The sequence below is a fragment of the Streptomyces sp. H39-S7 genome, from assembly GCF_027158205.1.
Lineage (GTDB): Bacteria > Actinomycetota > Actinomycetes > Streptomycetales > Streptomycetaceae > Actinacidiphila.
Window position 1 is genome coordinate 151,966 of record NZ_JAPVLU010000009.1, and the last position, 20,127, is coordinate 172,092.

At 70.3% G+C, this 20,127-nt stretch carries 21 protein-coding genes and 1 pseudogene; 15 read left to right on the forward strand and 7 right to left on the reverse strand.

What is annotated here, in order from left to right:
• The 8 genes from O3X23_RS11105 to O3X23_RS11140 all read left to right on the forward strand — a co-directional run bounded on the left by O3X23_RS11105 (position 1) and on the right by O3X23_RS11140 (position 6,982).
• The gene (locus tag O3X23_RS11105; protein WP_443047823.1) at positions 1 to 852 is read left to right on the forward strand and encodes an STAS domain-containing protein; all 852 of its coding nucleotides are present in this window, start codon (positions 1 to 3) and stop codon (positions 850 to 852) included.
• The gene (locus O3X23_RS11110) at positions 849 to 1,217 is read left to right on the forward strand and encodes an STAS domain-containing protein (RefSeq protein ID WP_269271118.1); all 369 of its coding nucleotides are present in this window, start codon (positions 849 to 851) and stop codon (positions 1,215 to 1,217) included. Before O3X23_RS11105 ends, O3X23_RS11110 begins: the two co-directional genes overlap by 4 nt.
• Complete coding sequence (locus O3X23_RS11115) at positions 1,214 to 1,639, forward strand: ATP-binding protein (RefSeq protein WP_269271119.1); 426 nt, start codon at positions 1,214 to 1,216, stop codon at positions 1,637 to 1,639. The genes O3X23_RS11110 and O3X23_RS11115 overlap by 4 nt, the downstream gene beginning before the upstream one ends.
• A complete protein-coding gene (locus tag O3X23_RS11120) occupies positions 1,636 to 2,811 on the forward strand; it encodes an ATP-binding SpoIIE family protein phosphatase (RefSeq protein WP_269271120.1) in 1,176 nt (391 codons plus the stop codon). Before O3X23_RS11115 ends, O3X23_RS11120 begins: the two co-directional genes overlap by 4 nt.
• Entirely contained in the window at positions 2,808 to 4,217 is a 1,410-nt protein-coding gene (locus tag O3X23_RS11125; RefSeq protein WP_269271121.1) for a sensor histidine kinase, read from the forward strand. The genes O3X23_RS11120 and O3X23_RS11125 overlap by 4 nt, the downstream gene beginning before the upstream one ends.
• Positions 4,214 to 5,818, forward strand: coding sequence for a fused response regulator/phosphatase (locus tag O3X23_RS11130; protein ID WP_269271122.1), 1,605 nt, complete (start codon positions 4,214 to 4,216; stop codon positions 5,816 to 5,818). Before O3X23_RS11125 ends, O3X23_RS11130 begins: the two co-directional genes overlap by 4 nt.
• Before the next feature lie 323 nt (positions 5,819 to 6,141).
• On the forward strand, positions 6,142 to 6,486 hold the full coding sequence (locus O3X23_RS11135) for an ATP-binding protein (RefSeq protein ID WP_269271123.1): 345 nt from the start codon (positions 6,142 to 6,144) through the stop codon (positions 6,484 to 6,486).
• Positions 6,487 to 6,544: 58 nt separating this feature from the next.
• Positions 6,545 to 6,982 carry a VOC family protein gene (locus O3X23_RS11140; protein WP_269271124.1) on the forward strand — a complete coding sequence of 146 codons (438 nt, stop codon included), beginning with the start codon at positions 6,545 to 6,547 and terminating at the stop codon, positions 6,980 to 6,982.
• Positions 6,983 to 7,029: 47 nt separating this feature from the next.
• Here O3X23_RS11140 and O3X23_RS11145 read toward each other — a convergent pair whose 3' ends face one another.
• On the reverse strand, positions 7,030 to 7,758 hold the full coding sequence (locus tag O3X23_RS11145; protein ID WP_269271125.1) for a VOC family protein: 729 nt from the start codon (positions 7,756 to 7,758) through the stop codon (positions 7,030 to 7,032).
• 250 nt (positions 7,759 to 8,008) lie between these two features.
• Between O3X23_RS11145 and O3X23_RS11150 the strand changes: the two genes are divergently transcribed.
• Together O3X23_RS11150 and O3X23_RS11155 are read left to right on the forward strand one after the other, a co-directional pair.
• A complete protein-coding gene (locus O3X23_RS11150) occupies positions 8,009 to 8,416 on the forward strand; it encodes a YciI family protein (protein WP_269271126.1) in 408 nt (135 codons plus the stop codon).
• 8 nt (positions 8,417 to 8,424) lie between these two features.
• A complete protein-coding gene (locus tag O3X23_RS11155) occupies positions 8,425 to 9,570 on the forward strand; it encodes an RNA polymerase sigma factor (protein WP_269271192.1) in 1,146 nt (381 codons plus the stop codon).
• Positions 9,571 to 9,692: 122 nt separating this feature from the next.
• On the opposite strand, the gene O3X23_RS11160 is transcribed toward O3X23_RS11155, so the two are convergent.
• Complete coding sequence (locus tag O3X23_RS11160) at positions 9,693 to 10,202, reverse strand: MarR family winged helix-turn-helix transcriptional regulator (RefSeq protein ID WP_269271127.1); 510 nt, start codon at positions 10,200 to 10,202, stop codon at positions 9,693 to 9,695.
• Positions 10,203 to 10,316: 114 nt separating this feature from the next.
• Here O3X23_RS11160 and O3X23_RS11165 point away from each other — a divergent pair, with 114 nt between their 5' ends.
• From O3X23_RS11165 to O3X23_RS11180, 4 genes and pseudogenes are all read left to right on the forward strand, one after another.
• On the forward strand, positions 10,317 to 11,801 hold the full coding sequence (locus O3X23_RS11165; protein WP_269271128.1) for an MFS transporter: 1,485 nt from the start codon (positions 10,317 to 10,319) through the stop codon (positions 11,799 to 11,801).
• Positions 11,698 to 12,042, forward strand: a pseudogene (locus O3X23_RS11170) (M4 family metallopeptidase); the annotation flags it as partial. The gene O3X23_RS11165 and the pseudogene O3X23_RS11170, both read left to right, overlap by 104 nt.
• A 147-nt stretch (positions 12,043 to 12,189) precedes the next feature.
• Entirely contained in the window at positions 12,190 to 12,555 is a 366-nt protein-coding gene (locus O3X23_RS11175) for an STAS domain-containing protein (protein ID WP_269271129.1), read from the forward strand.
• Between the two features lie 599 nt (positions 12,556 to 13,154).
• Positions 13,155 to 14,234 (forward strand): DUF4190 domain-containing protein, encoded by a 1,080-nt coding sequence (locus tag O3X23_RS11180; RefSeq protein WP_269271193.1) that lies wholly within the window; start codon positions 13,155 to 13,157, stop codon positions 14,232 to 14,234.
• A gap of 112 nt (positions 14,235 to 14,346) precedes the next feature.
• Here the strand turns inward: O3X23_RS11180 and O3X23_RS11185 are convergent, their stop codons facing one another.
• A complete protein-coding gene (locus O3X23_RS11185; protein ID WP_269271130.1) occupies positions 14,347 to 15,282 on the reverse strand; it encodes an SDR family oxidoreductase in 936 nt (311 codons plus the stop codon).
• Positions 15,283 to 15,420: 138 nt separating this feature from the next.
• Here O3X23_RS11185 and O3X23_RS11190 point away from each other — a divergent pair, with 138 nt between their 5' ends.
• Entirely contained in the window at positions 15,421 to 15,987 is a 567-nt protein-coding gene (locus O3X23_RS11190) for a TetR/AcrR family transcriptional regulator (protein ID WP_269271131.1), read from the forward strand.
• Between the two features lie 122 nt (positions 15,988 to 16,109).
• On the opposite strand, the gene O3X23_RS11195 is transcribed toward O3X23_RS11190, so the two are convergent.
• From O3X23_RS11195 to O3X23_RS11210, 4 genes are all read right to left on the reverse strand, one after another.
• Positions 16,110 to 16,772 carry a hypothetical protein gene (locus O3X23_RS11195; RefSeq protein WP_269271132.1) on the reverse strand — a complete coding sequence of 221 codons (663 nt, stop codon included), beginning with the start codon at positions 16,770 to 16,772 and terminating at the stop codon, positions 16,110 to 16,112.
• Between the two features lie 215 nt (positions 16,773 to 16,987).
• On the reverse strand, positions 16,988 to 17,491 hold the full coding sequence (locus O3X23_RS11200; protein ID WP_269271133.1) for a GNAT family N-acetyltransferase: 504 nt from the start codon (positions 17,489 to 17,491) through the stop codon (positions 16,988 to 16,990).
• An 82-nt stretch (positions 17,492 to 17,573) separates the two neighbouring features.
• The gene (locus O3X23_RS11205; protein ID WP_269271134.1) at positions 17,574 to 18,335 is read right to left on the reverse strand and encodes a trypsin-like serine peptidase; all 762 of its coding nucleotides are present in this window, start codon (positions 18,333 to 18,335) and stop codon (positions 17,574 to 17,576) included.
• Positions 18,336 to 18,535: 200 nt separating this feature from the next.
• Positions 18,536 to 20,083 carry an FAD-dependent monooxygenase gene (locus tag O3X23_RS11210; protein ID WP_269271135.1) on the reverse strand — a complete coding sequence of 516 codons (1,548 nt, stop codon included), beginning with the start codon at positions 20,081 to 20,083 and terminating at the stop codon, positions 18,536 to 18,538.
• Between the last annotated feature and the right edge of the window lie 44 nt (positions 20,084 to 20,127).

Below are 20,127 nucleotides of genomic sequence, written 5' to 3' on the forward strand. Positions count from 1 at the left end.
GTGGTCGAGCACAACGCCCCGCAGCGGCTGGTCGAGCTGCTGTCGACCGACGGCGAGAGCATCACCGCCGCCTGGATCGACGGTGTGTCGACGTCACTGCGCGGGCGCGTGAGCGCCGCCGAACTCAACCGTGAGCTGCACGAGTTGTACGCGGCGACCCTCGATGCCCTGCGCAAGGGGGCCACGGACGGCACGGGCGAGGACTTCTCCGAGGTCCGAGCCCTGCTGACCGAGTTGTCCCGCAACCGTGCGCGCCAGGGGTTCAGTCCGTCGGAGACCGCCGCCGGGGTCTTCGGCCTGAAGTCCGCTCTGGAGCCGTTCCTGGAGGACGGCTCCGTGGAGGACGTCAGGGCCCTGCTGCGCATGAACCGTCTGCTGGACCAGCTGGGTCTGTTCACCATCGAGACGTACGCGCGCACCCGCGAGGAGATCATCTCCGCCCAGGCCGACCAGCTGCTGGAGCTGTCGACCCCGGTGGTCAAGCTCTGGGACGGGGTGCTCGCGGTACCGCTGGTCGGCACGCTGGACTCCGCCCGCACCCAGGTGGTGATGGAGAAGCTGCTCCAGGCTCTGGTCGACACCGGTTCCGAGCAGGCCATCATCGACATCACGGGGGTGCCCGCGGTCGATACCCAGGTCGCGCAGCACCTGCTCAAGACCGTCATGGCCGCCCAGTTGATGGGCGCCGAGTGCACCGTGTCCGGGATCCGGCCGCAGATCGCGCAGACCATCGTGGCGCTGGGCATCGAATTCGGGGACATCGTGACCAAGGCGACGCTCGCGGACGCGCTCCGCCACGCCCTGCGCAAGTCCGGCACCGACCTGGTCGCCCGCGATGGCGGCCGACGGTGAGCGAACGCGTACCGGTCCTGCGGATCGGTGATGTCCTGCTGGTCTCGATCCAGATGGATCTCGAGGACCAGGCGGTGCTGAACCTCCAGGAGGACCTCGCCGACCGGATCGTCACCTGGGGGGCAAGCGGCGTCGTGATCGACATCACCGCCGTCGAGATCGTCGACTCCTTCGTCGGCCGGATGCTCGCCACCACCGCCGCGATCTCCCGCATGCTCGACGCGGAGACCGTCGTGGTCGGCATGCGCCCGGCCGTGGCCATCACGCTCGTCGAGCTGGGCCTGTCCCTGGGCGGGGTGCGCACCGCGCTCGACCTCGAGAAGGGCCTCGCCCTGCTGCAGCGATCGCGCACGGCACAGCCATGATCGGGCCGTGGACGGCCGTCGACGCGTCGCAGACCCAGTCCATCGCCTCCAACGACGACGTCGTCAGGGCTCGCCAGCTGGTCCGGGCCCTGGCGCAGAAGTGCAAACTCTCCCTGGTCGACCAGACCAAATTCATCACCGCGGCCAGCGAGCTGGCCCGCAACACCCTCGTGTACGGCGGCGGCGGCTCGCTCCAGGCCGGCCTGGTCCGCGACACCCTCGGAAGGGTGGGCGTGGCCGCGGTGTTCGAGGACTCCGGCCCCGGCATCCCCGACATCGATCTCGCCCTGACCGACGGATGGACCTCGGGAGGCGGCCTCGGGCTGGGCCTGAGCGGCTCACGCCGCCTGGTGGACGTGTTCGAACTGGACACCGAAGCCGGGCGGGGCACCACCGTCACCGTCGTCAAGTGGTCCCGATGACGGCCCGGACGGCATGGACGCTTCTGGACAGCGAGGACGTGGCGTGGCTCCGCGACGACGACGCGCTGCCCACGACCGCACGCGGGGCGGCCGCCTCGCTGGCCCGCCGGATCGGCCTGAACGATCAGCGGGTGGCCGAGGTCTCCCTGGCGGTGTCCGAGGCGGCGACCAACCTCCGACGGCACGCCGTTGACGGGGCGATTCTGCTGCGCGTGCTCCGCACCGCGTCGAGCGCGGCGGTGGAATTCGTCAGCGTGGACAGCGGGCCGGGCATGGCCGACGTCACGGCGTCGATGTCCGACGGCACCTCCACGGCCGGCACCCTGGGGATCGGGCTGGGCGCGCTGGCACGGCTGGCGGACTCCTTCGACATCCACTCGCTGCCCGGCCGCGGCACCGTCATGATCGCCCGGTTCTGGCCCCGCGACGCCGCCACGCGGGCCGGCGGAACGGGGGGCATACCGGCCGGTGAACCCGTGGTCGCGGGCCTTACCCGGCCCATCAGCGGCGAGGAATCCTGCGGCGACGCGTGGTGCGCGCGCATCGACACCGGCGCCGCGATCCCCGCCGCCGTCGGCCTGCCGCCGCGCCGCGAGAACTCTCTCCTGCCCCAGGAGTGGGCCGACCGCCGTCCTCGGCTGCCGGCCGAGCCGCTCACGGTGACGGGCGACGCCGCCATCCTGGTCATGCTCTGCGACGGGCTCGGGCACGGCCCGCTCGCGGCCCTGGTCGCGGCGAAGGCCGTCGCGGCCTTCCGCGCCTCGCCGGCCCGGCACCCCGAAGCCATCATCCGCGACCTGCACCTCGCGCTGCGGGGAACGCGCGGCGGCGCCGTGGCGGTGGCCCGGATCGAACCCGACGCCGGCCGGGTACTGCTCTGCGGCGTGGGCAACGTCAGCGGCTTCGTCATCACGCCCGACCACCGCAGCACCCTGATGTCCACACCGGGCATCGTCGGTCACCAGATGCGGACGCTGCGCACCTTCGAACAGCCGCTGCCGACCGGCGCGGCGCTCGTCCTGCACTCCGACGGCCTGACCGAGCGGTGGACACCGGAGAGCATGCCGGGTCTGCTGCGGCACTCCCCCACGGTCATCGCCGGACAGGTACTGCGTGAAGCGGCCGTCCGCCGCGACGACGCCGGGATCGTGGTCGCCAAGGGGTCCTGGTGATCGTCGACGAGGTGGCCTGGCACCCGCTGACGCTCCCGCTCGCCACGGAGCAGGACGTTTTCGCGCTCCGCCGCCAGGCCCAGGCGTTGGGCGCGGCCATCGGCCTGGACCGTCAGGACCAGGTGCGGCTGGCCACCGCTCTCAGCGAACTGGGCCGCGACCGGTTCCCCTGCGGCGCGGCCACCGTGACCTTCACCGCGCGCACCGGCGCCTCGCCCGCGGTACTGGTGACGCTGCACTGGACCAGCGGCCCGGAACCGTCCCGTGATTCGCTGGACCTGGCCTCCCGCCTGCTGCCCCATATCGCCCACACACCGGGCAGCCACCGCATCGAGGTGGAACAACCGCTGCCCGGCACCGCCCCCGCGGACTGGAGCGGCCGGCTGCGCGACGCCCTGCGCGCCGACGCCCGCACCACCGTCGCGGAGGACCTGCGGGCGCAGACCCGCGACCTGATCGCCAGCCTGGAGGAGACCCGGGCCCAGCGGGAGGAGCTGCAGCGGCTCAACGAGGAACTGGAGGAGACCAACCGCGGGGTCCTCGCGCTGTACACCGAGCTGTCGCAGGAACTGGAGGAGACCAACCGGGGTGTGGTGGCGCTCTACGCGGAACTGGAGGACAAATCGCAGCAGTTGAGCGATGCCAGTGAAGCCAAGAGCCGTTTCTGGGCGAATGTCAGTCATGAACTGCGCACCCCCGTCAACGCCGTGGTCGGGCTGACCCGGCTGCTGCTGTCCGAGACCTCGGCCCTCACCGACGACCAACGCCGCCAGTTGTCCCTCATCGGCTCCTCGGGTGACACCCTGCTCTCCCTGGTCGGTGAGCTGCTCGACGTCGCCAAGGCGGAATCCGGGCAACTGCAGATCCAACCTGCCCCGGTCGACCTGCGCGTGCTGCTCGGCCAGCTCCACGGCACCCTGCGAGGCACCGCCGCACCCGACGTCACCCTGACGATCGCCGATCCCGCGCCCGCCCCCCGGATCGCGACCGACGAGATCCTGCTGACCCGCGTCCTGCGCAATCTGCTGTCCAACGCCCTGAAGTTCACCGACCACGGCGAGGTCCGGCTGGACCTGCGCGCCGAGGTCCGCGACGAGCAGCGGTGGCTGGTCTTCACGGTCACCGACACCGGCATCGGCATCGCGGCCGACCAGCACGTCCGCGTCTTCGAGGAGTTCTACCAGGTACCCGGCCCCCATCAACGCGGCCGGCCCGGCACGGGCCTGGGACTTCCCTACGCGCGACGTCTGACGGATCTGCTGGGCGGCGTGCTGACGCTCGACAGCGTCCCGGGCCGCGGCACCACCGTCGAAGTGCGGATGCCGGAACTCATCGGCCGCCCAGCGGCGGCCCAGGCCCCGCACCCGACCTCCGAACAGCACCATGCGCAAGGGAACGACCGGTGAACGACGACATCGCAACCGACAGTGCGCCCGCCGTCGTGCTGGTGGTGGACGACAACGCGACCAACCGCTACATCATCGCGAGTTGGCTGACCCGGGCCGGGCACACCGTCGTCGAGGCCGGCGACGGCACCGAGACCCTGGCGATCCTGGCGTCCGGCGCCGACCCCGCACCGGAGATCGTCGTACTCGACGTGCGACTGCCGGACATGAGCGGCTACGAGGTGTGCGAGGCCATCAAGGCCACCCCGCACACGGCCGGCATCCCCGTCATCCACGTCTCCGCCAGCGCCGTCACCGCCGCGGACCGCATCCAGGGACTGCACCGCGGCGCCGACGCGTACCTGACCGAACCCATCGACCCCGACGAGCTGCTCGCCACCGTGACCGCCGCCCTGCGCTACGCCCGCGCCCGCAGGCGAGCCGAGTCCCTCGCGGCCCGGCTGACCGCGCTGAACCGCACCACGCTGGAGGTGTACCGGGCGATAGGCTTCCACTCCTTCGCCCAGGCGGCCACCACCGGCGCCACCACCCTCATGGGCAGCCCCGCGTCCGCCGTCTTCCTCAGCCCGCAGGGCCAGGCCGTGTACACCAGCGCGACCGCCGACCAGCAGCCGGTGTCCCGACCGGTCCGCGCGGACCTCCTCGTCCGGCTGACCCAGCACACCCTGGGCAGTGACACCGGAGCTGACCTCACCACCCTCCCCCAGACGCTCTGGAACAGCCTGCTGCCCCACGCGCCCGTCGACGAGGACGTCACGGTGGTCCTGGCCCGGACCAAGCGCGGGCGGCCACCGGTGTGCCTGGCCGTACCGGCCGGCGCCGTCACCACCGGAGACGACCGCGACCTGTTCCTGCAGCTGGCCCAGGCCTGCGCCCTGTCGCTGGAGGCGCTGCGCACCTACAACGAGGAGCACTCCCTCGCACTGACCTTGCAGCGCACCTTCCTGCCCGAGCGCCTTCCCGAGGTTCCCGGCACCACCCTGGCCGTGCGCTACCTCCCCGCCACCGACCAGGCGGAGATCGGCGGCGACTTCTACGAAGCGACCGAGACCGACGCCGGCCTCCTCCTCGCCATCGGAGACGTCGTCGGGCACTCCCTCGCGGCGGCCGCCGTCATGGGCGAGCTCCGCCACGCCCTGCGCGCCTACGCCGTCGAGGGCCATGACCCGGGCACGATCCTGCGGCGCCTCGACACCCTCCTGGTACGCCTGCGGCCGGGGATCACCATGACGGTATGCATGGTCCTGATCGAGCACGGCAACCGCCGCGTCCACGTGTCCAACGGCGGCCACATCCCCCCGCTGCTGCTGTACCCGGACGGCACGGCCGCGTTCGTCCCGGAGCACAGCGCCCTGCTGGGCCTCGGCCTGCCCCACCCGCCCGCGGTCACCCGGGACGTCCCGGCCGGAACCCGGCTGCTGCTCGTCACCGACGGCCTGGTGGAGGAACGGGCCAAGGACCTCGACATCACACTCGAACAGTTCCGCCGGGCCGCCTTGGCCGGCTCGCTCAACTTGGAGGCGCTGTGCGACGATCTGCTGCAACGATTCGGCACCGCCAAGGACGACGACATCGCCGTACTCGCCGCGCAACTGGACTGACGGGCAGCACGTCGGCACCCCACGCACGGCACACGACACGGGGGCACACGGGGCGCATGAACGGCCAGGAATCGGTAAGGAGTCCCTTTCCGGCGGCGCACCACACGCCAGAAGTCACGGCCCGAGTTCACCCCCCGGGCGTCGCCGATTCGCCGCCACCGACAGCAGAGGAGCGACCAAGCGTCATGGGCGGGCCAGAACCGGATGATGCCGATGCACAGCAAGCCGGCGCCGGCCAGGCCGACGGACAGCGGAATCACGGAGTCGCCCGGCATACGGGGCACTTCGGAACCGGACACGGAAGCATCGCGTCCGCACGGCAGATGGCCGACACCTTCATGCGGGCGCTGAGCGAACGGCGGTCGGCCCAAGGCCTCGACCTGCTGCCGGGCGCCGCCCAGGACATCCTGCTGGTCGTCAGTGAACTGGTGACCAACTCGATCCGGCACACCGCGGGACCATGCCTCCTGAGCCTGCGGGCCGACGACGACACCGTACGGATATCCGTCCACGATTCCAGCCGCGCCCTGCCCGAGTTCTTCGCCCCGGACCCCACCCGGATCGGCCGGCACGGCTGGGAGATCATCAACCAGCTCTGCTCCCGCGTCCGCATCACCCCCGACCCCGACGGCAAACTCATCGAGGTCTGGCTGCCGATCAGCCCCTGATGACCGGGCAGTGTCAGTGGCGCGCGATACAGTCCGCTCCTCTGACCGAGGAGGGCCGATGACCACCCAGTGGAGTCTGACGATCGACTGCGCGCACCCGGCGAAACTGGCCGCCTTCTGGGCGCTGGCGTTGGGCTACGGGGAGAAACCCCCGCCTGCCGGGTTCGGCAGTTGGGAAGAATGGCTGTCCCACCACGAGGTTCCGGAAAGCGAGTGGGACGAGGGCGCCTACCTCGCCGATCCGGACGGAGTGGGACCGAACCTCTCCTTCCTGCAAGTGCCCGAGCCGAAGACCGTGAAGAACCGGCTGCACCTGGACGTCCAGGTCGGCGGCGGCCGTGACACCCCCTGGGAAGTGCGCTGGCCACGCGTCCTCGCGGCCATGGAACGCCTGACCACCGCGGGAGCGACCGCACTCCGCGAAGAGACATTGCAGGGCAGGCCCGATCACATGGTGATGGCAGACCCGGAAGGCAACGAGTTCTGCCTGCTCTGACCACGGCACAGGGCGAATGCCGCACGTGGCGAACACGGAACACTGCCCTACCGGGCCGCCGCCAGGAGGAATTCGTTGCCGTCGGGGTCGGCCAGCGCCACTCGTTCGCCGTCACCGTGGCCCTGACCGGTGTCGAGCAGGGTCGCCCCGAGGGAGAGCAGGCGGTCGACCTCGGCCTGTCGCTCACCGTCGGCAGGTGATGCCAGGTCGAATTGCACCCGGCTCTTGCCTGTTCTCGGATCCAGCGGCGGACCACCCCAGGTGATCTTGGGACCGCCGTGCGGCGAGCGGATAGCGGTCTCCTGATCCTGGTCCCAGACCAGCGGCCACCCCAGTGCCTTACTCCAGAAGTACCCGACTTCCTGGGAACCGTCGCAGGCCAGCGCCCCGACGAATCCGCAGTCGGCCAGGAAGTTGTTGCCCGGCTCGATGACGCAGAACTCGTTGCCCTCGGGGTCGGCGAGCACCACATGGCCCTCTTCCGGGAGCTGGCCGACGTCGATGTGCTGCCCGCCGAGCTCCAGCGCCCGGGTCACCGTCTGCTGCTGGTCCTCCAGGGACGTACTCGTCAGATCGAAATGCATCCGATTCTGGCCGAGCTTCCGCTCCTGGCTCGGCAGGAAGCGGAGGCGGAACCCGGTGTCATCGCTGGGCAGGAGCCCGACACCGTCGCGGGAATCGTCGACCAGTTCCCACCCCAGGACCCCGGACCAGAACCGCGCCAGACGCAACGGCTCCCTCGCATCGAAACAGACCGCGAACAGTTGACTCGTCATAGCCCGGTAATCTCCGATCGGCTGACTGACCTCGGTCGACAGGGCGCTTCGCCAGCCCTCCACCGAAAGCCTATGGTCGAGGCACCCTCACCCGCAGCCCGGTTTCCGGCAGCGCCCGCACCAGGCGGACCGCCCCCGTCGTCAGAAGACCCAAAAAGATCCACACGCGGATGTCGAGAACCTGTGTCCGGCTCCGTCCCCGGCGTGCAAGCGGCCACAATGGGTCGCACCAGTACCGAGGAGAAGCACGATGGCCAAGTACCTGCTGCTCAAGCACTACCGTGGCGCGCCGGCTCCGGCCAACGACGTTCCCATGGACCAGTGGACGCCGGAGGAGATCTCGGCTCACGTGCAGTACATGAACGACTTCGCGGGCCGCCTCCAGGAAACGGGTGAGTTCGTCGACAGTCAGGCGCTCGCCTCCGAGGGTACGTTCGTACGATATGACGGCGAGGGTCGCCCGCCGGTCACGGACGGGCCGTTCGCCGAGACCAAGGACCTCATCGCCGGCTGGATGGTGATCGACGTCGACGGCTACCAGCGGGCCCTCGAGCTGGCCGCGGAACTGTCGGCCGCTCCCGGGGCGGGCGGCAAGCCGATCCACGAGTGGCTCGAGCTGCGCCCGTTCCTGGGCGAGCACGGCGCCGTCACGGAGTGACCACTGGAGTGAACGAGGTCCTGCTAAGGAGCCTCACGCCGAGTGTGCTCGGCGTCCTCGTCCGCCGCGGAGCCGACTTCGCGGCGGCCGAGGACGCCGTGCAGGACGCGCTCGTCGAGGCAGTGCGCGTCTGGCCGGCCGAGCCGCCCCGGGACGCGAAGGGCTGGCTGATCACCGTGGCCTGGCGCCGGTTCCTCGACGCGACCCGGGCGGACGCCGCCCGGCGCCGGCGTGAGGAGCGCGTCGACGAGGAGCCGGCGGCCGGACCCGCCCCCGCGGTGGACGACACGCTCCAGCTCTACTTCCTGTGCGCCCACCCGTCCCTCACCGCGTCGTCGGCGGTCGCGCTGACGCTGCGCGCCGTCGGTGGGCTGACCACCCGCCAGATCGCCCAGGCCTACCTCGTACCCGAGGCGACCATGGCGCAGCGCATCAGCCGGGCCAAACGCACCGTCTCCGGCGTGCGCTTCGACCAGCCGGGCGACGTCGCCACCGTGCTGCGCGTCCTCTACCTGGTCTTCAACGAGGGTTACTCCGGCGACGTCGACCTCTCCGCCGAAGCCATCCGGCTCACCCGGCAACTCACGGCGGTCATCGACCACCCCGAGGTGGCGGGGCTGCTCGCCCTGATGCTGCTCCACCACGCCCGGCGCGCCGCTCGGACCGCGCCCGACGGCAGCCTGGTATCGCTCGCCGAGCAGGACCGCGGCCGATGGGACACCCGGTCCATCGCCGAGGGCGTCGAGATCCTGCAGGCGGCCCTCGCCCGCGACCGGCTGGGCGAGTTCCAGGCCCAGGCCGCCATCGCGGCACTCCACGCCGACGCACCCGCCGCGGAGGAGACCGACTGGGTGCAGATCGTCGAGTGGTACGACGAACTCGCGCGCCTGACCGACAACCCGGTCGTCCGGCTCAACCGTGCCGTGGCCGTCGGCGAGGCCGACGGGCCGCGCGCCGGCCTGGCGGCGCTCGCGGCGCTGGACGACTCGCTGCCCCGCCACACCGCGGTGGCGGCGTACCTCCACGAGCGCGACGGCGACCTGGCGACGGCGGCACGCCTGTACGCCGCGGCGGCCCGCAAGGCACCCAACCTCGCCGAACGCGACCACCTGACCCGTCAGGCCGCCCGGCTCAACGCCCGCAGGGATCGCTGACGAGTCCAGCGGTCTCGCTCGTGCAGGTTTTCCGCCGCCGCGTCGGGAGGATCGCCCGGCTGCGGGACCACTTCGCCCCGGACCTGCTGAGCTGACGTCGACGTCGACGATCAGCGCGTTCGTCAGGGGTGCCGGGCGGAACGCGGTGTCGTCGTGCCGGGCTCGGCGAGATGGGCGTCCATGGCGGAGTTCAGGTCGGCGACGAAGGCCTCGAACCGCTCCAGGAGTTCCGGCGGATAGCGGGACATCGTGATGTCCAGGCGGTCGGCGAGCGGGCCGAAGAACTCGTCCGCGCGTTCCTGGATGTGCGCCCCGCTGTGCAGGGTGATCACGCGCCGGTCGGAGTGCTCGCGGGTGCGCGTGATGTGACCTGCCCCTTCCAGGCGGTTCAGGAGTGCGGTGGTGGCGCCCGTGGACAGGGAGATGCGTTCGCTCAGCCGCGCAGGCGACAACGGCGTGCCTCGCTCCTCGGCGGCGGCGATCTCCAGTACCGCGGTCGCGTCGGTGGAGTGCAGGCCCAGCCAGGCGGCGAAGCGACGGCCGAGTTCGGTGTAGTGGCCGCCGTAGATCCGCAGTCCTTCCGTCAACCGCTCCCGCTGCTCCGCGAGGTCGTCGCGCATCGCCTCTGCCATGGACGCCTGCCGCCTTTCTCGTCTGCCGCGCCTTGGTTCGGCGGCCTGCTTTGACAACCTACCGCCCACACTTTACCTTCACCGCGGAATTACTTTACGATGGAGGTATCGCGCATGAGCGACGCATGTCCCGCCGCGGACCAGGTTGGCGAGCCCTACCGGTGGCGATGGCTGATTCTGGTGGTGATGCTCGTCGCGGAGATCATGGATCTCCTGGACGCGTCGATCGTCAACGTCGCCGGCCCGGACCTGGAGAGGTCCCTCGGCGCGGGTCCCTCCGCCTTGCAGTGGGTGATCGGCGGCTACGCCCTCACCCTGGGAGCCGGGCTGGTGGTCGGTGGACGGCTCGGTGACCGCTACGGGCGCCGACGCATGTTCCTGATCGGCCTGGCCGCCTTCACCGCCACCTCGCTGCTGTGCTCGCTGGCACCGAGCATCGAGTTGCTGATCGCGTTCCGGCTGTTGCAGGGCACCGCCGGCGCGATGCTCCTGCCCCAAGGGCTGGGGCTGCTGCGCGAGAACTTCTCCGGGACCGAGCTCACCAAGGTCTTCGGGATCTTCGGCCCCGTCCTCGGGCTGGGCGGCATCGTCGGCCCGGTGCTGGGCGGTTTCCTCATCCAGAGCGACATCGCCGGCCTGGGATGGCGAGCGGTCTTCCTGGTCAACCTGCCCATCGGCATCGCCGCACTGATCATCGCCGCCAAGGCCGTCCCCAAGAGGCCGGGCAACCCCGCGGTGCGGGTCGACATCGTCGGCGCGGGCCTGGTCGCGGTGGCCTGCGCCCTGCTGGTGCTGCCGCTGAACCAGGGGCAGGAGGACGGCTGGCCGCTGTGGACCTGGCTGTGCATGGGCGCCTCCGTCATCACCTTCGCCCTGTTCGCCCTCCAGCAGGGCCGCACCGCGGCGGCGGGACGCGAGCCGCTGGTGACCCCGGGGCTGCTCCACAAGCCCGCTTTCACCGTCGGGCTCGGGGGCATCGCCCTGTTCTTCGGCGGCCTGGTCGGCACCCAGCTCGTGCTGACCCTCTACCTCCAGATCGGCCAACACTTCACCGCCGGTCACGCGGGCCTGGGCAACCTGCCGCTCGCGGTGGGCACGGCGATCGGCGGCGCGGTCAGCGGCGCCGTCCTCGCCGACAGACTCGGCCGCGCGGTCGTGCAGATCGGTCCAGTGATCCAGCTCGCCGGCGCGGCCCTGCTCTGGTTCGAGCTCGACGGACTCGACCCGTCGGCGTTCTCCATCTGGGACATCGCCCCGGGCGTGACCGTCGCCGGCATCGGAGCGGGCATGGTCATCGCCGCCCTGTTCAGCTCCATCCTCGCCGCGGTCGACGACCACGAGATCGGCTCCGCCTCCGGCGTGCTGTCGGCGGTGCAGTCCCTCGGCGGCTCCATCGGCGTCGCCGTCTTCGGCTCGGTGTTCTTCGCCCGGGCCAAGACCGGCGACTTCACCGCCGGCTTCCACCACGCCCTCATCGTCCAGGGGTGTCTGCTGGCTGCGTTCCTCGCCATCACCTTCCTGCTTCCCAAGGAAAGCCGCCCCGAGGACGAGCAGCACGGCGTCGACGCCCCCGCCGACCCGCAACGCGCCGCCGTGTGACCCGGCCCGGCAAGGACGGGTCAACCGGTCCGCCGCGAGCACCGCAGCGTTCACCCACGGCGATCGGACCGGCCGAAGGAGCGCGTGGGAGCAGGCCGGTCAGATCTGGTACGACGTACTCACCGGTGGGCAGCTCTCGTCCGGCGCGAGCTTCACCGATTTCGCCGACCTTACCGTGGCATCGGCTCTCGCCCGGTGCGGCGCGGGCTTCGAGCGCGCGGCCGTCATCGCGGCGTGGACCCAGGTGGGTGTGCTGCAGGCACCCTCGGCGGGCGGTTCCCTGGCCGGTGAGAGGACACCCGGAGCGCTTGGGCCCGATTCTTGTTCGAACAGAGCCGCGAGTGTGGCAGGATCGTTGTCTTACGACAACAAACCAAATGGAGCGACCGTGGCATCTACGTCCGACCCTGTGCCGCAGGGCGCCCGTTTGACGGTTTCCCTCGCGCCGGGCGAGCCCAGTGTCATCACGGTGACCGGGGAGATCGACCTGCACGGGGTCACTCCCGTGCGGGACGCGGTGGATCGCGCCCTGGCCCACCATCCGCACGTGGTCCTGGACCTGGCGGGCGTGAGTTTCGGCGATTCCTCCTTCCTCAGCACCCTTCTGAAGGCTCGTCTCGACGCCCTGGAGCGCGCCGGGAGCCTGACCCTGGTGGCCCCCAGCAGCCAGATCCTGCGCCTTCTGACCATCACCGGCGCCCTGGAGCTCTTCCCGGTCGTGGACAAGGAAGAGGATCTGCAGGCGAAGCTCTGACGGGACCTCGCCATCGCCGGCGGCCCGCGCCGCGGCCGGACATGAGCGCGACCACCACCGACCGGCGTCGCACCCGCCCCCGAGCTCTCCCCGTGACCCGCCGAAGATCACTCTTCTACAACAGCCATCGTCCGAACGTTCGATCGATCGGGTCGCCGGGTATCGTCGTTCGAACGCCGTGGGGGGGGACCCACCGGAGCGTTGCCGCGACTACACAAGGTCGCCTTCCGCAGCAGCAAGGGAACGCGTGGGTAAGCGATGTGGCCGCCTCGCGGCCGAAGGGGGAACGGCTGCCGTGGTGACCGTCGGAGTGATCCGCAGGGGTACCGGGCCCGCAGCCACCGACGGCCCGGACGTCCGTCTCCTGTCGCGGCGCCCCCGGACCCCCCGCCGCTGACCGCCCGCAGAGCGACGGCTGCCGCCAACAGGCCGGCAGTCGGTACGGCTATGGCGAGAGCGCCCGTACGAGCTACCGCGGGCGCACCCTCGTGTGTCGCCGACATCGACCGCGCAAGGAGACCAGCCCCACCGTGAACGTGAACGACCTGCCCCCACCGCCACCGGCTCCCGAACGGCAGGGTCCGCACGGCGGGGAGCCTGTGCATTACCCGTATCCCCAGCAGTGGGCACCCTTGATACCCACTCCCCCGCCGTCGACCAACGGTGTCGCCATCGCCTCCCTGGTCCTGGCGTTGGCATGTCTGCCCCTGGTGGGCCTCATCACCGGCTTGGTCGCGCTGTCCAAGATCCGCCGGAGTGGCGAGGGGGGCCGGGGTCTCGCCATCGCGGGGATCACGATCGACTCCCTGCGGTCGGGCCTGATCGTGGTGGGCCTGCTCGCGGGTTCCTTGACGGGAGCGTCGGCCGGGAGCAGCGCCGGCGCCAACGGTACGACCGGCGCCGCGCACCTGTCGGTCGGGGAGTGCTTCACGCTGCAGGATGGCGAGTTGGGGAAGATCGACCCCGATGAGACCACCTACGCGAGGTCGGCGAGCATGACGACAGCAGTGCCGTGCACCGTTGCGCACGATGCCGAAGTCGCGGGCAAGTGGCAGTTCGACGACGTCAAAGGCTCCCGCTACCCGGGCGACGATCACATCGCCAAAGTGGCGGAGGACAAGTGCACTCCCTTGATGGAGGGCTACGCCATGGACACCTGGGCGCTCCCCGCCTCGGTGGACTCGTACTACTACATGCCGTCCAGAAGCACGTGGACGGTGGGAGACCGGGAGATCGTCTGCTTTCTCGCCAATGACAAGGTGAAGCTGACCCGGTCGCTGCGTGCCGACGCAACGGTATTGAACCCGGACCAGGTGGCGTATCTGACGGCCGTCATGAAGTTGAACGCGACCGATGCCGAAGGCCCCGACACCGAGGCGGTCGAGGATCTGGTGGACTGTCGCGACTTCGCCGCGCGTATGGCCAATGCCTTGCACGAGGAGACCCGGCAGCTCACCGAACATGCCTGGCCGGCGAAGGCGAAGCAGCCGGTGGTCGACATGTTGGCCGAGATCAAGATCAGCACCGTTGCCTGGGAGGACGCGGCGACGGCGTCGGACGCCGCGGAGTTCAGAACCCACGTCCGTCGAGCCGACGACCACATGGCCCACCGTGAAGCGATCCAGGTCCGTGCCGCCCTGAGCCTGACCACGAGCCAGGAGTCGGGACAGGACATCTGAGGCGTTGGGCGCCGAGCCGGAGAGGCCGTTCGATGCTTCTCCGGCTCGGCGTCGCACTTTCTCAACGGCTCGGCAGCCGAACCGAATCGCTCAGGGACAGCGGCGGGGCCGGTCAGGCCGTCGGGGTGGCGAAGTAGTGACCCTTGTCGAGGTCGTCGATGAGCCCGGGACCGGTCGGCTGCCACCCCAGCAGTTGGCGGGTGTACGCGCTCGAGGTGGCGCTGTCCATCCCGAGGTAGGCGGCCAACCAGGTGAAGTGCTCGGCCGCGTCGCCGGGGGCGATCGAGGCCACGGGCAGACCGAGGTGACGTCCGATCACTTCGGCGACGTCACGGATCGGCACACCCTCATCCGCCACCGCGTGCAGGCTGGAGCCGGCCGGAGCAATCTCCAGCGCCAGGCGGAAGAGATGCGCGGCATCCGATCGGTGCACGGCGGGCCAGCGGTGGGCGCCGTCGCCTATGTAGCCGGAGACCCCCTTCTCCCGCGCGATGGCGACCACGGTGGCGAGGAAGCCGTGATCCCCGTCGCCGTGCACGGTGGGGGGAAGACGCACGACCGACGAGCGGACGCCGCGGTCCGCGAGCGCGACCGTCGCATGCGCGTTGGCCAGCCGCTTGGCCGGTCCGCCGGCCCAGTGGGCGCCCATGGGGGCGGACGCTTGGCCGTCCTGCTCGGTGGCGAGCAGGCCCGGCGCCAGCCCGAGGGTCCCCGAGGCGATGAGGAACGGGCGGTCGGAGCCGGCGAGCACCTCTCCGAACGTGTCGATGGCGCGCCGGTCGGCGGCGGCGGCGTCCTCGAAGCCGCCGCTGAAGGCGATGTCGTGCTTGAAGGCGAGGTGGATCACGCCGTCCGACTCGGCAGCCGCGCTGCGCAGCGTGTCGAGATCGTCGAGCGTGCCGCGGCGCACCTCGGCGCCCGCCGCGGCGAGGGCGGCGGCCGAGGCGTCCGAGCGGGCGAGTCCAACGACCTGGTGACCGGCGTCGATGAGTTCCGGGACGACGGCTGAACCGATCCAGCCGGACGCGCCGGTGACGAACACACGCATGAGGAGAACCTCCGGGTAGGTCGAGCGTGTTCGCCGCAGGTGCCGAGGCAGGGGAATTGCGGCGAACACGTCGATGTCAGCGACTGACATCAACCGTAGCACTCGATGTCAGTCACTGCCATCACGTAGAATCCGCATATGGGTCGATGGGAACCGAACGCACGTGGGCGGCTTGAGCAGGCAGCGCTGGACCTCTACAAGGAGCACGGGTTCGAGCAGACCACCGCGGCACAGATCGCCGAACGGGCCGGGCTCACCGAGCGGACGTTCTTCCGGCACTACGCCGACAAGCGCGAGGTGCTGTTCGCGGGTTCGCACGAACTGGAACAGGCCTTCGTGGACACCCTCGCCGGCACGTCGGCCGCGACCGCGCCGATCGACGCGATGGCCTCGACGTTGGAGACCGTCGCGGCGTTCTTCCTGGAGCGCCACGAGTTCGCCCGGCAGCGCCAGGCGGTCATCATGGCCAACGCGGAGCTGCGCGAGCGTGAGCTGATCAAGCTCGCGTCGTTGTCCGCCGCGCTCGCTGCCACGCTGCGCCGGCGCGGCGTCCAGGACCCGGCAGCGAGCCTCACGGCGGAAGCGGGCATCGCCGTCTTCAAGGTCGGTTTCGAGCGCTGGGTCGGCGACAGCGGGGAACGGACGCTGGCGGACTTCCTGCGGGAGTCGCTCGCCGAACTCAAAGTCGTGACCGCGGGCCGGTAACCGGCGTCTCGGCCGACGCAGCGCTCCACCGCCCGGCCGCCGGCCATCACGTCCCCATCCAGTGGGGGTGCGGGCGGGACGGTGCCGCGCGCGCTGCGGCACCGTCCCGCACGGCGTCCGCGTCAGCCGACGCGCTCGATGCGCGCCTTGCGGATGAGGAACTTGCCCGGCTCCCTGACCTGCTCGAAGGCCTCATTGTTCAGCAGGGCGCAGCTGCCGGACGGGGAGACGACCTTGACGGTGGTCGACTTGAGGTTGTCCAGGTTGGTCACCTTGAGTGTGGTGCCGACCGGGAACTGGTTGCTGGAGGCGGCAGGGGCACCGGCTTCGCCGGAGAGCGTCACCGTTGAACCGGCACAGACGACCTCGCCCGCGTCGCCCAGGTCGCCGCCGGCCTGGTCCTGGCCGGCGGGGGGAGCCTGCTCTCCGGCGGCGGGTTCCTGCGCGGCCGGAGGCGCGGCTTCAGCGGGCGGCTGCTCCTGGGCAGGGGGCGCGGCCACGTCGTCGTCTCCCGCCACCTGACACCCGGAAGCGGCCTGCATACGCTTGATCTGCTCGATGACGGCCTGGCGGTTGGCGATGCGCGCCTCGGACTGAGCGTCGGGTTTCGCACGCTGGCCCGCGATGAACTGCTGGTTGTTCTGCAGCGCGGTGGTCAGGCCGTCGCAAGCGCCCGATGCCTGGCTGGTGCCGGTCATGACCACCGCTGTACCGCCGATCGCTACGGCGGCTCCGACGAGCAGAGCGATCTTCTTCTTCGTACTGAGCGTCCTCTTGCGTGACACGTGGGACTCCTGTGGGGTCGGTTCCGTGTGTCGTCAAGTACGAGTAGGGATTCCGGTTCTCTCAGCCGACCCACCCACAACTTCCTTAACTTTCCTTAAGGTTGTGGCCGTCCGTCCCCCAGGCCTGCGGCTCGTCACGTCCGCATGGTCGCCGATACCGGCAGAACGGCATGGCAACGCCCACGCCCAGCGCCGGGCGAGGTTCCACCGGTCGGTCAGGCCGGGCGGCGGACCAACACGCGGGTGGCGCTGCCGTCATCCTCTTCGATGTCCCGGACGTGCTCGAAACCGATTCCGCTCAGCAGAGCCAGTGAGGCCGCGTTCGGTGCGGCCACAGTGGCGTACACCTTGGTCAAGCCGAGGGTGCCGAAGGCATGCGCGACGATCGCCTCCGCCAGCTCGGTCCCGAGCCCGGACCCCCATGCCGTCGGCGCCAGGGCGTAGATGATCTCGTGCCCTCCGACGGCGTCGGTCGGCTTGATCTCGGCATGCCCGACAAGGAGTCCGTCGCGCCGAACGGCCCAGACATCGAACAGGTCCTGGGCATAGACCTTCGTGAAGATCCGCCCGAACAGGGCCCGGTCTTCTGCTGCGGAAGCAATGCCGTCACCCATCCACTGCGACACTCGGGCGTCCTGGAACAGAGCGACGAAACCCTCTTCGTCCCCTGGAATGTACGGCGCCAGAACCAGCCGCTCGGTGTGCAGAGTCGGTGTCACAGACGGCGACGCTACTCACGCGACATCCGGGTCGGCAAACCGATTTTCCCTGCGCCGGCATCGTCCAGCTGCGGGTCAGCCCTCAGCGGTGCTCGGACTGGTTGTAGAGGACCTTGGCGAACGCCCCCAGGGGAGTGCCGAAGCTGGTGGAGTCGTTCCCGCTGACGTTCACGGCGATCACGCTGCCGAAACCGGTGGCGCCGAGACCGACGATGTAGGGGCCGCCGCTTGAGCCGATGCCCATGTGGCAGGGAATCGCGATCATCGAGGGGGCTCGGTCGTCGCGGGAGCTGGGGCCTTCGCAGTGCAGAGGACGGGCGGTGTAGGGGTAGCCGATCTGGTGGGTCCGGGCACCGGGTTCGAAGGCGAAGTCGACGTTCTGCGCACCCGTGATCGCCGAGATGCCGCGTCCGTCCGACGCCGTGTTCATCTCCAGCATGGCCACGTCGTACCCAGGCTCCTGCCAGTCCTTGGCCATATGCACCGAACGCACGGTGAAGCCGCCGTAGGGGCGTTCTCCGTCCAGATATCCGGGGACGAAGTAGAGGTCCTTGTCCCAGGTCGCCGACGCCGAGGTCCCGCCGGGCGTGGAGGTCCTGACACAGTGCCCGGCGGTGACCACCGTGTTCTTGCCCACCACCGTCGCGGTGCAGGCACCACCGCCTGTGTTGCCTCTGCTGTACAGCCGGCCGACGGTGCGGGCAATCGCCCCGCCCTTGTTCCAAGCGGGCGGCTTGAAGTCATCGGCCTGATCGTTGCGCGCTATCGCGGCGATCCCCGTGCTGATCCAGTACTGCTCCACGCTCCGCCGCACGGCCGCCGTGGACGCGGCGTCGCGGACCACGACCTCCTGCGACACCGCTGCCGACGACGAACCCGCGGTCGGTGCTCGATCCTCTGAAACCGCGGAGTCATCCCCTGGCGACGCCGGACTGCAGCCGGCAACCCCCAGAAGCAACGTCCCCGCCGCCAGTGCGCCCAGCACTCTTCCGTACGTCATCCGACCCGCCCCCCGTAAAGCCCCCGTGCAACAAGATCCGCAGACTACGTGACCGTCTGACCAGCACGGACGCCAGGTACCGCGTGTCGGGTATGGGGGAGGTACGCAGGAAGGTCCAAGGTTCCCGCCGGACCGGAGACGCTTTTGAGGTAGTTGTCCGGCCGAACCAGGAACAGCGTCGGTGTGGTCACGTCGTACGCGTCATGAGCCTGCCCGTTGATGTCGACGAGAGCGCCCGGAGCCGTTGGTGCGCCCGGCAGAACTATGTGGTGGATGTGCAGATCCGGCGTCTCCGGCGGGAGCTCGGCATCGGGGGCGTCGAAGACCAGTAGCGTCCACTGCGGACCGCGCAAGAGGTCGAAGACACGGGCCGGGCCGCAGGGCGCGTCGGGGGCTCGGTCGCCCGCGCGCAGCCGGCCCGGTTCCGTCCCCGCCGTCTCCGCCGCGACGGCGGCCAGCGGCCCGCCGCGGTAGTTCAAGGACAGCTGACGCAGCACCGGATCGTCTCTTCGCATCGCGTCTTCGGCGTTCTCCCGGTGCCTCTGGTGCAGTCGCGTGCTGATCCCGAGCACGTCGGCCGCGACCGGCAGACGTTCGGCCTCGTAGGTGTCGAGCAGCGCGTCGTCCCCGCTCGCCAGCTTCCAGCCCAGGTTGAAGGCGTCCTGGATCCCGGTGTTCAGACCCTGCCCGCCGGCCGGCGAGTGCACGTGCGCGGCGTCTCCGGCCAGGAACACGTTGCCGACGCGGTAGCGGTCCACCATCCGGATGTTGGCGCGGAACAGCGACGTCCATCCGACATGGGTGAGTGCGATGCCGGGCGCGACGTCGTCGACCAGCCTCCGCAGTGACGTCAGGGAGATGTCGTCCTGTGTCGCGACGGAGGAGCCCTCGTCCACGGGCGCGGTGAGCTGGAAGTCCTCGGTCCCCGGCAGCGGGCACAGGCCCAGGCGCAGGGTGTTCGGCCGGTCGCCGGGCCACACGTGCCAGTGCTCGCGGTCCAGACCGGTCAGCCGGACATCGGCGATCAGCATGCGCTCGGTGTCGTGTGTCTCGCCTGCGAATCCCACTCCCAACTGCCGCCGGATGGTGCTGCGCCCGCCGTCGGCCGCGACCAGGTAGCGAGTGGTGACGCGTTCACCGGTGCTGAGGGTGACGTGCACCCCGCTCTCGTCCTGGGTGAACTCGTCCACCGCGACTCCCCGTTCGACCTTTCCGCCCAGTTCGGTAAGCCGTTCGGCGAGGAGTTCACCCGTGCGCCACTGCGGGAGCATCAGCACGTTCGGGTACGGCACCGAAGGCGTCGGTGCGTGCAGTTCGTCCATGCGCAGGGTCATCGTGCCGCCGTCGGGCCGGCGGATCAGCAGTTCGGGATAGTCGGCCCCGAACGCCCGGAACCGGTCGAGCACGCCCAGATCCTCGAGGATCTCCTGCGTTCTGGGCTGTATCCCCTTGCCGCGTGAGCCGTAGTAGGGGTTCGGCGACTTTTCCACGATCCGGCACGGCACACCCCGTCGCGCCAGGTCGATGGCCAGGGCGAGTCCGGTCGGACCGGCACCCGCGATCATTACGGTGAATGACGATTCAGTGAACATGAATTCAAGCTAGAGGTGCTGTTAGCCTGCTGTCAAGACCCGGA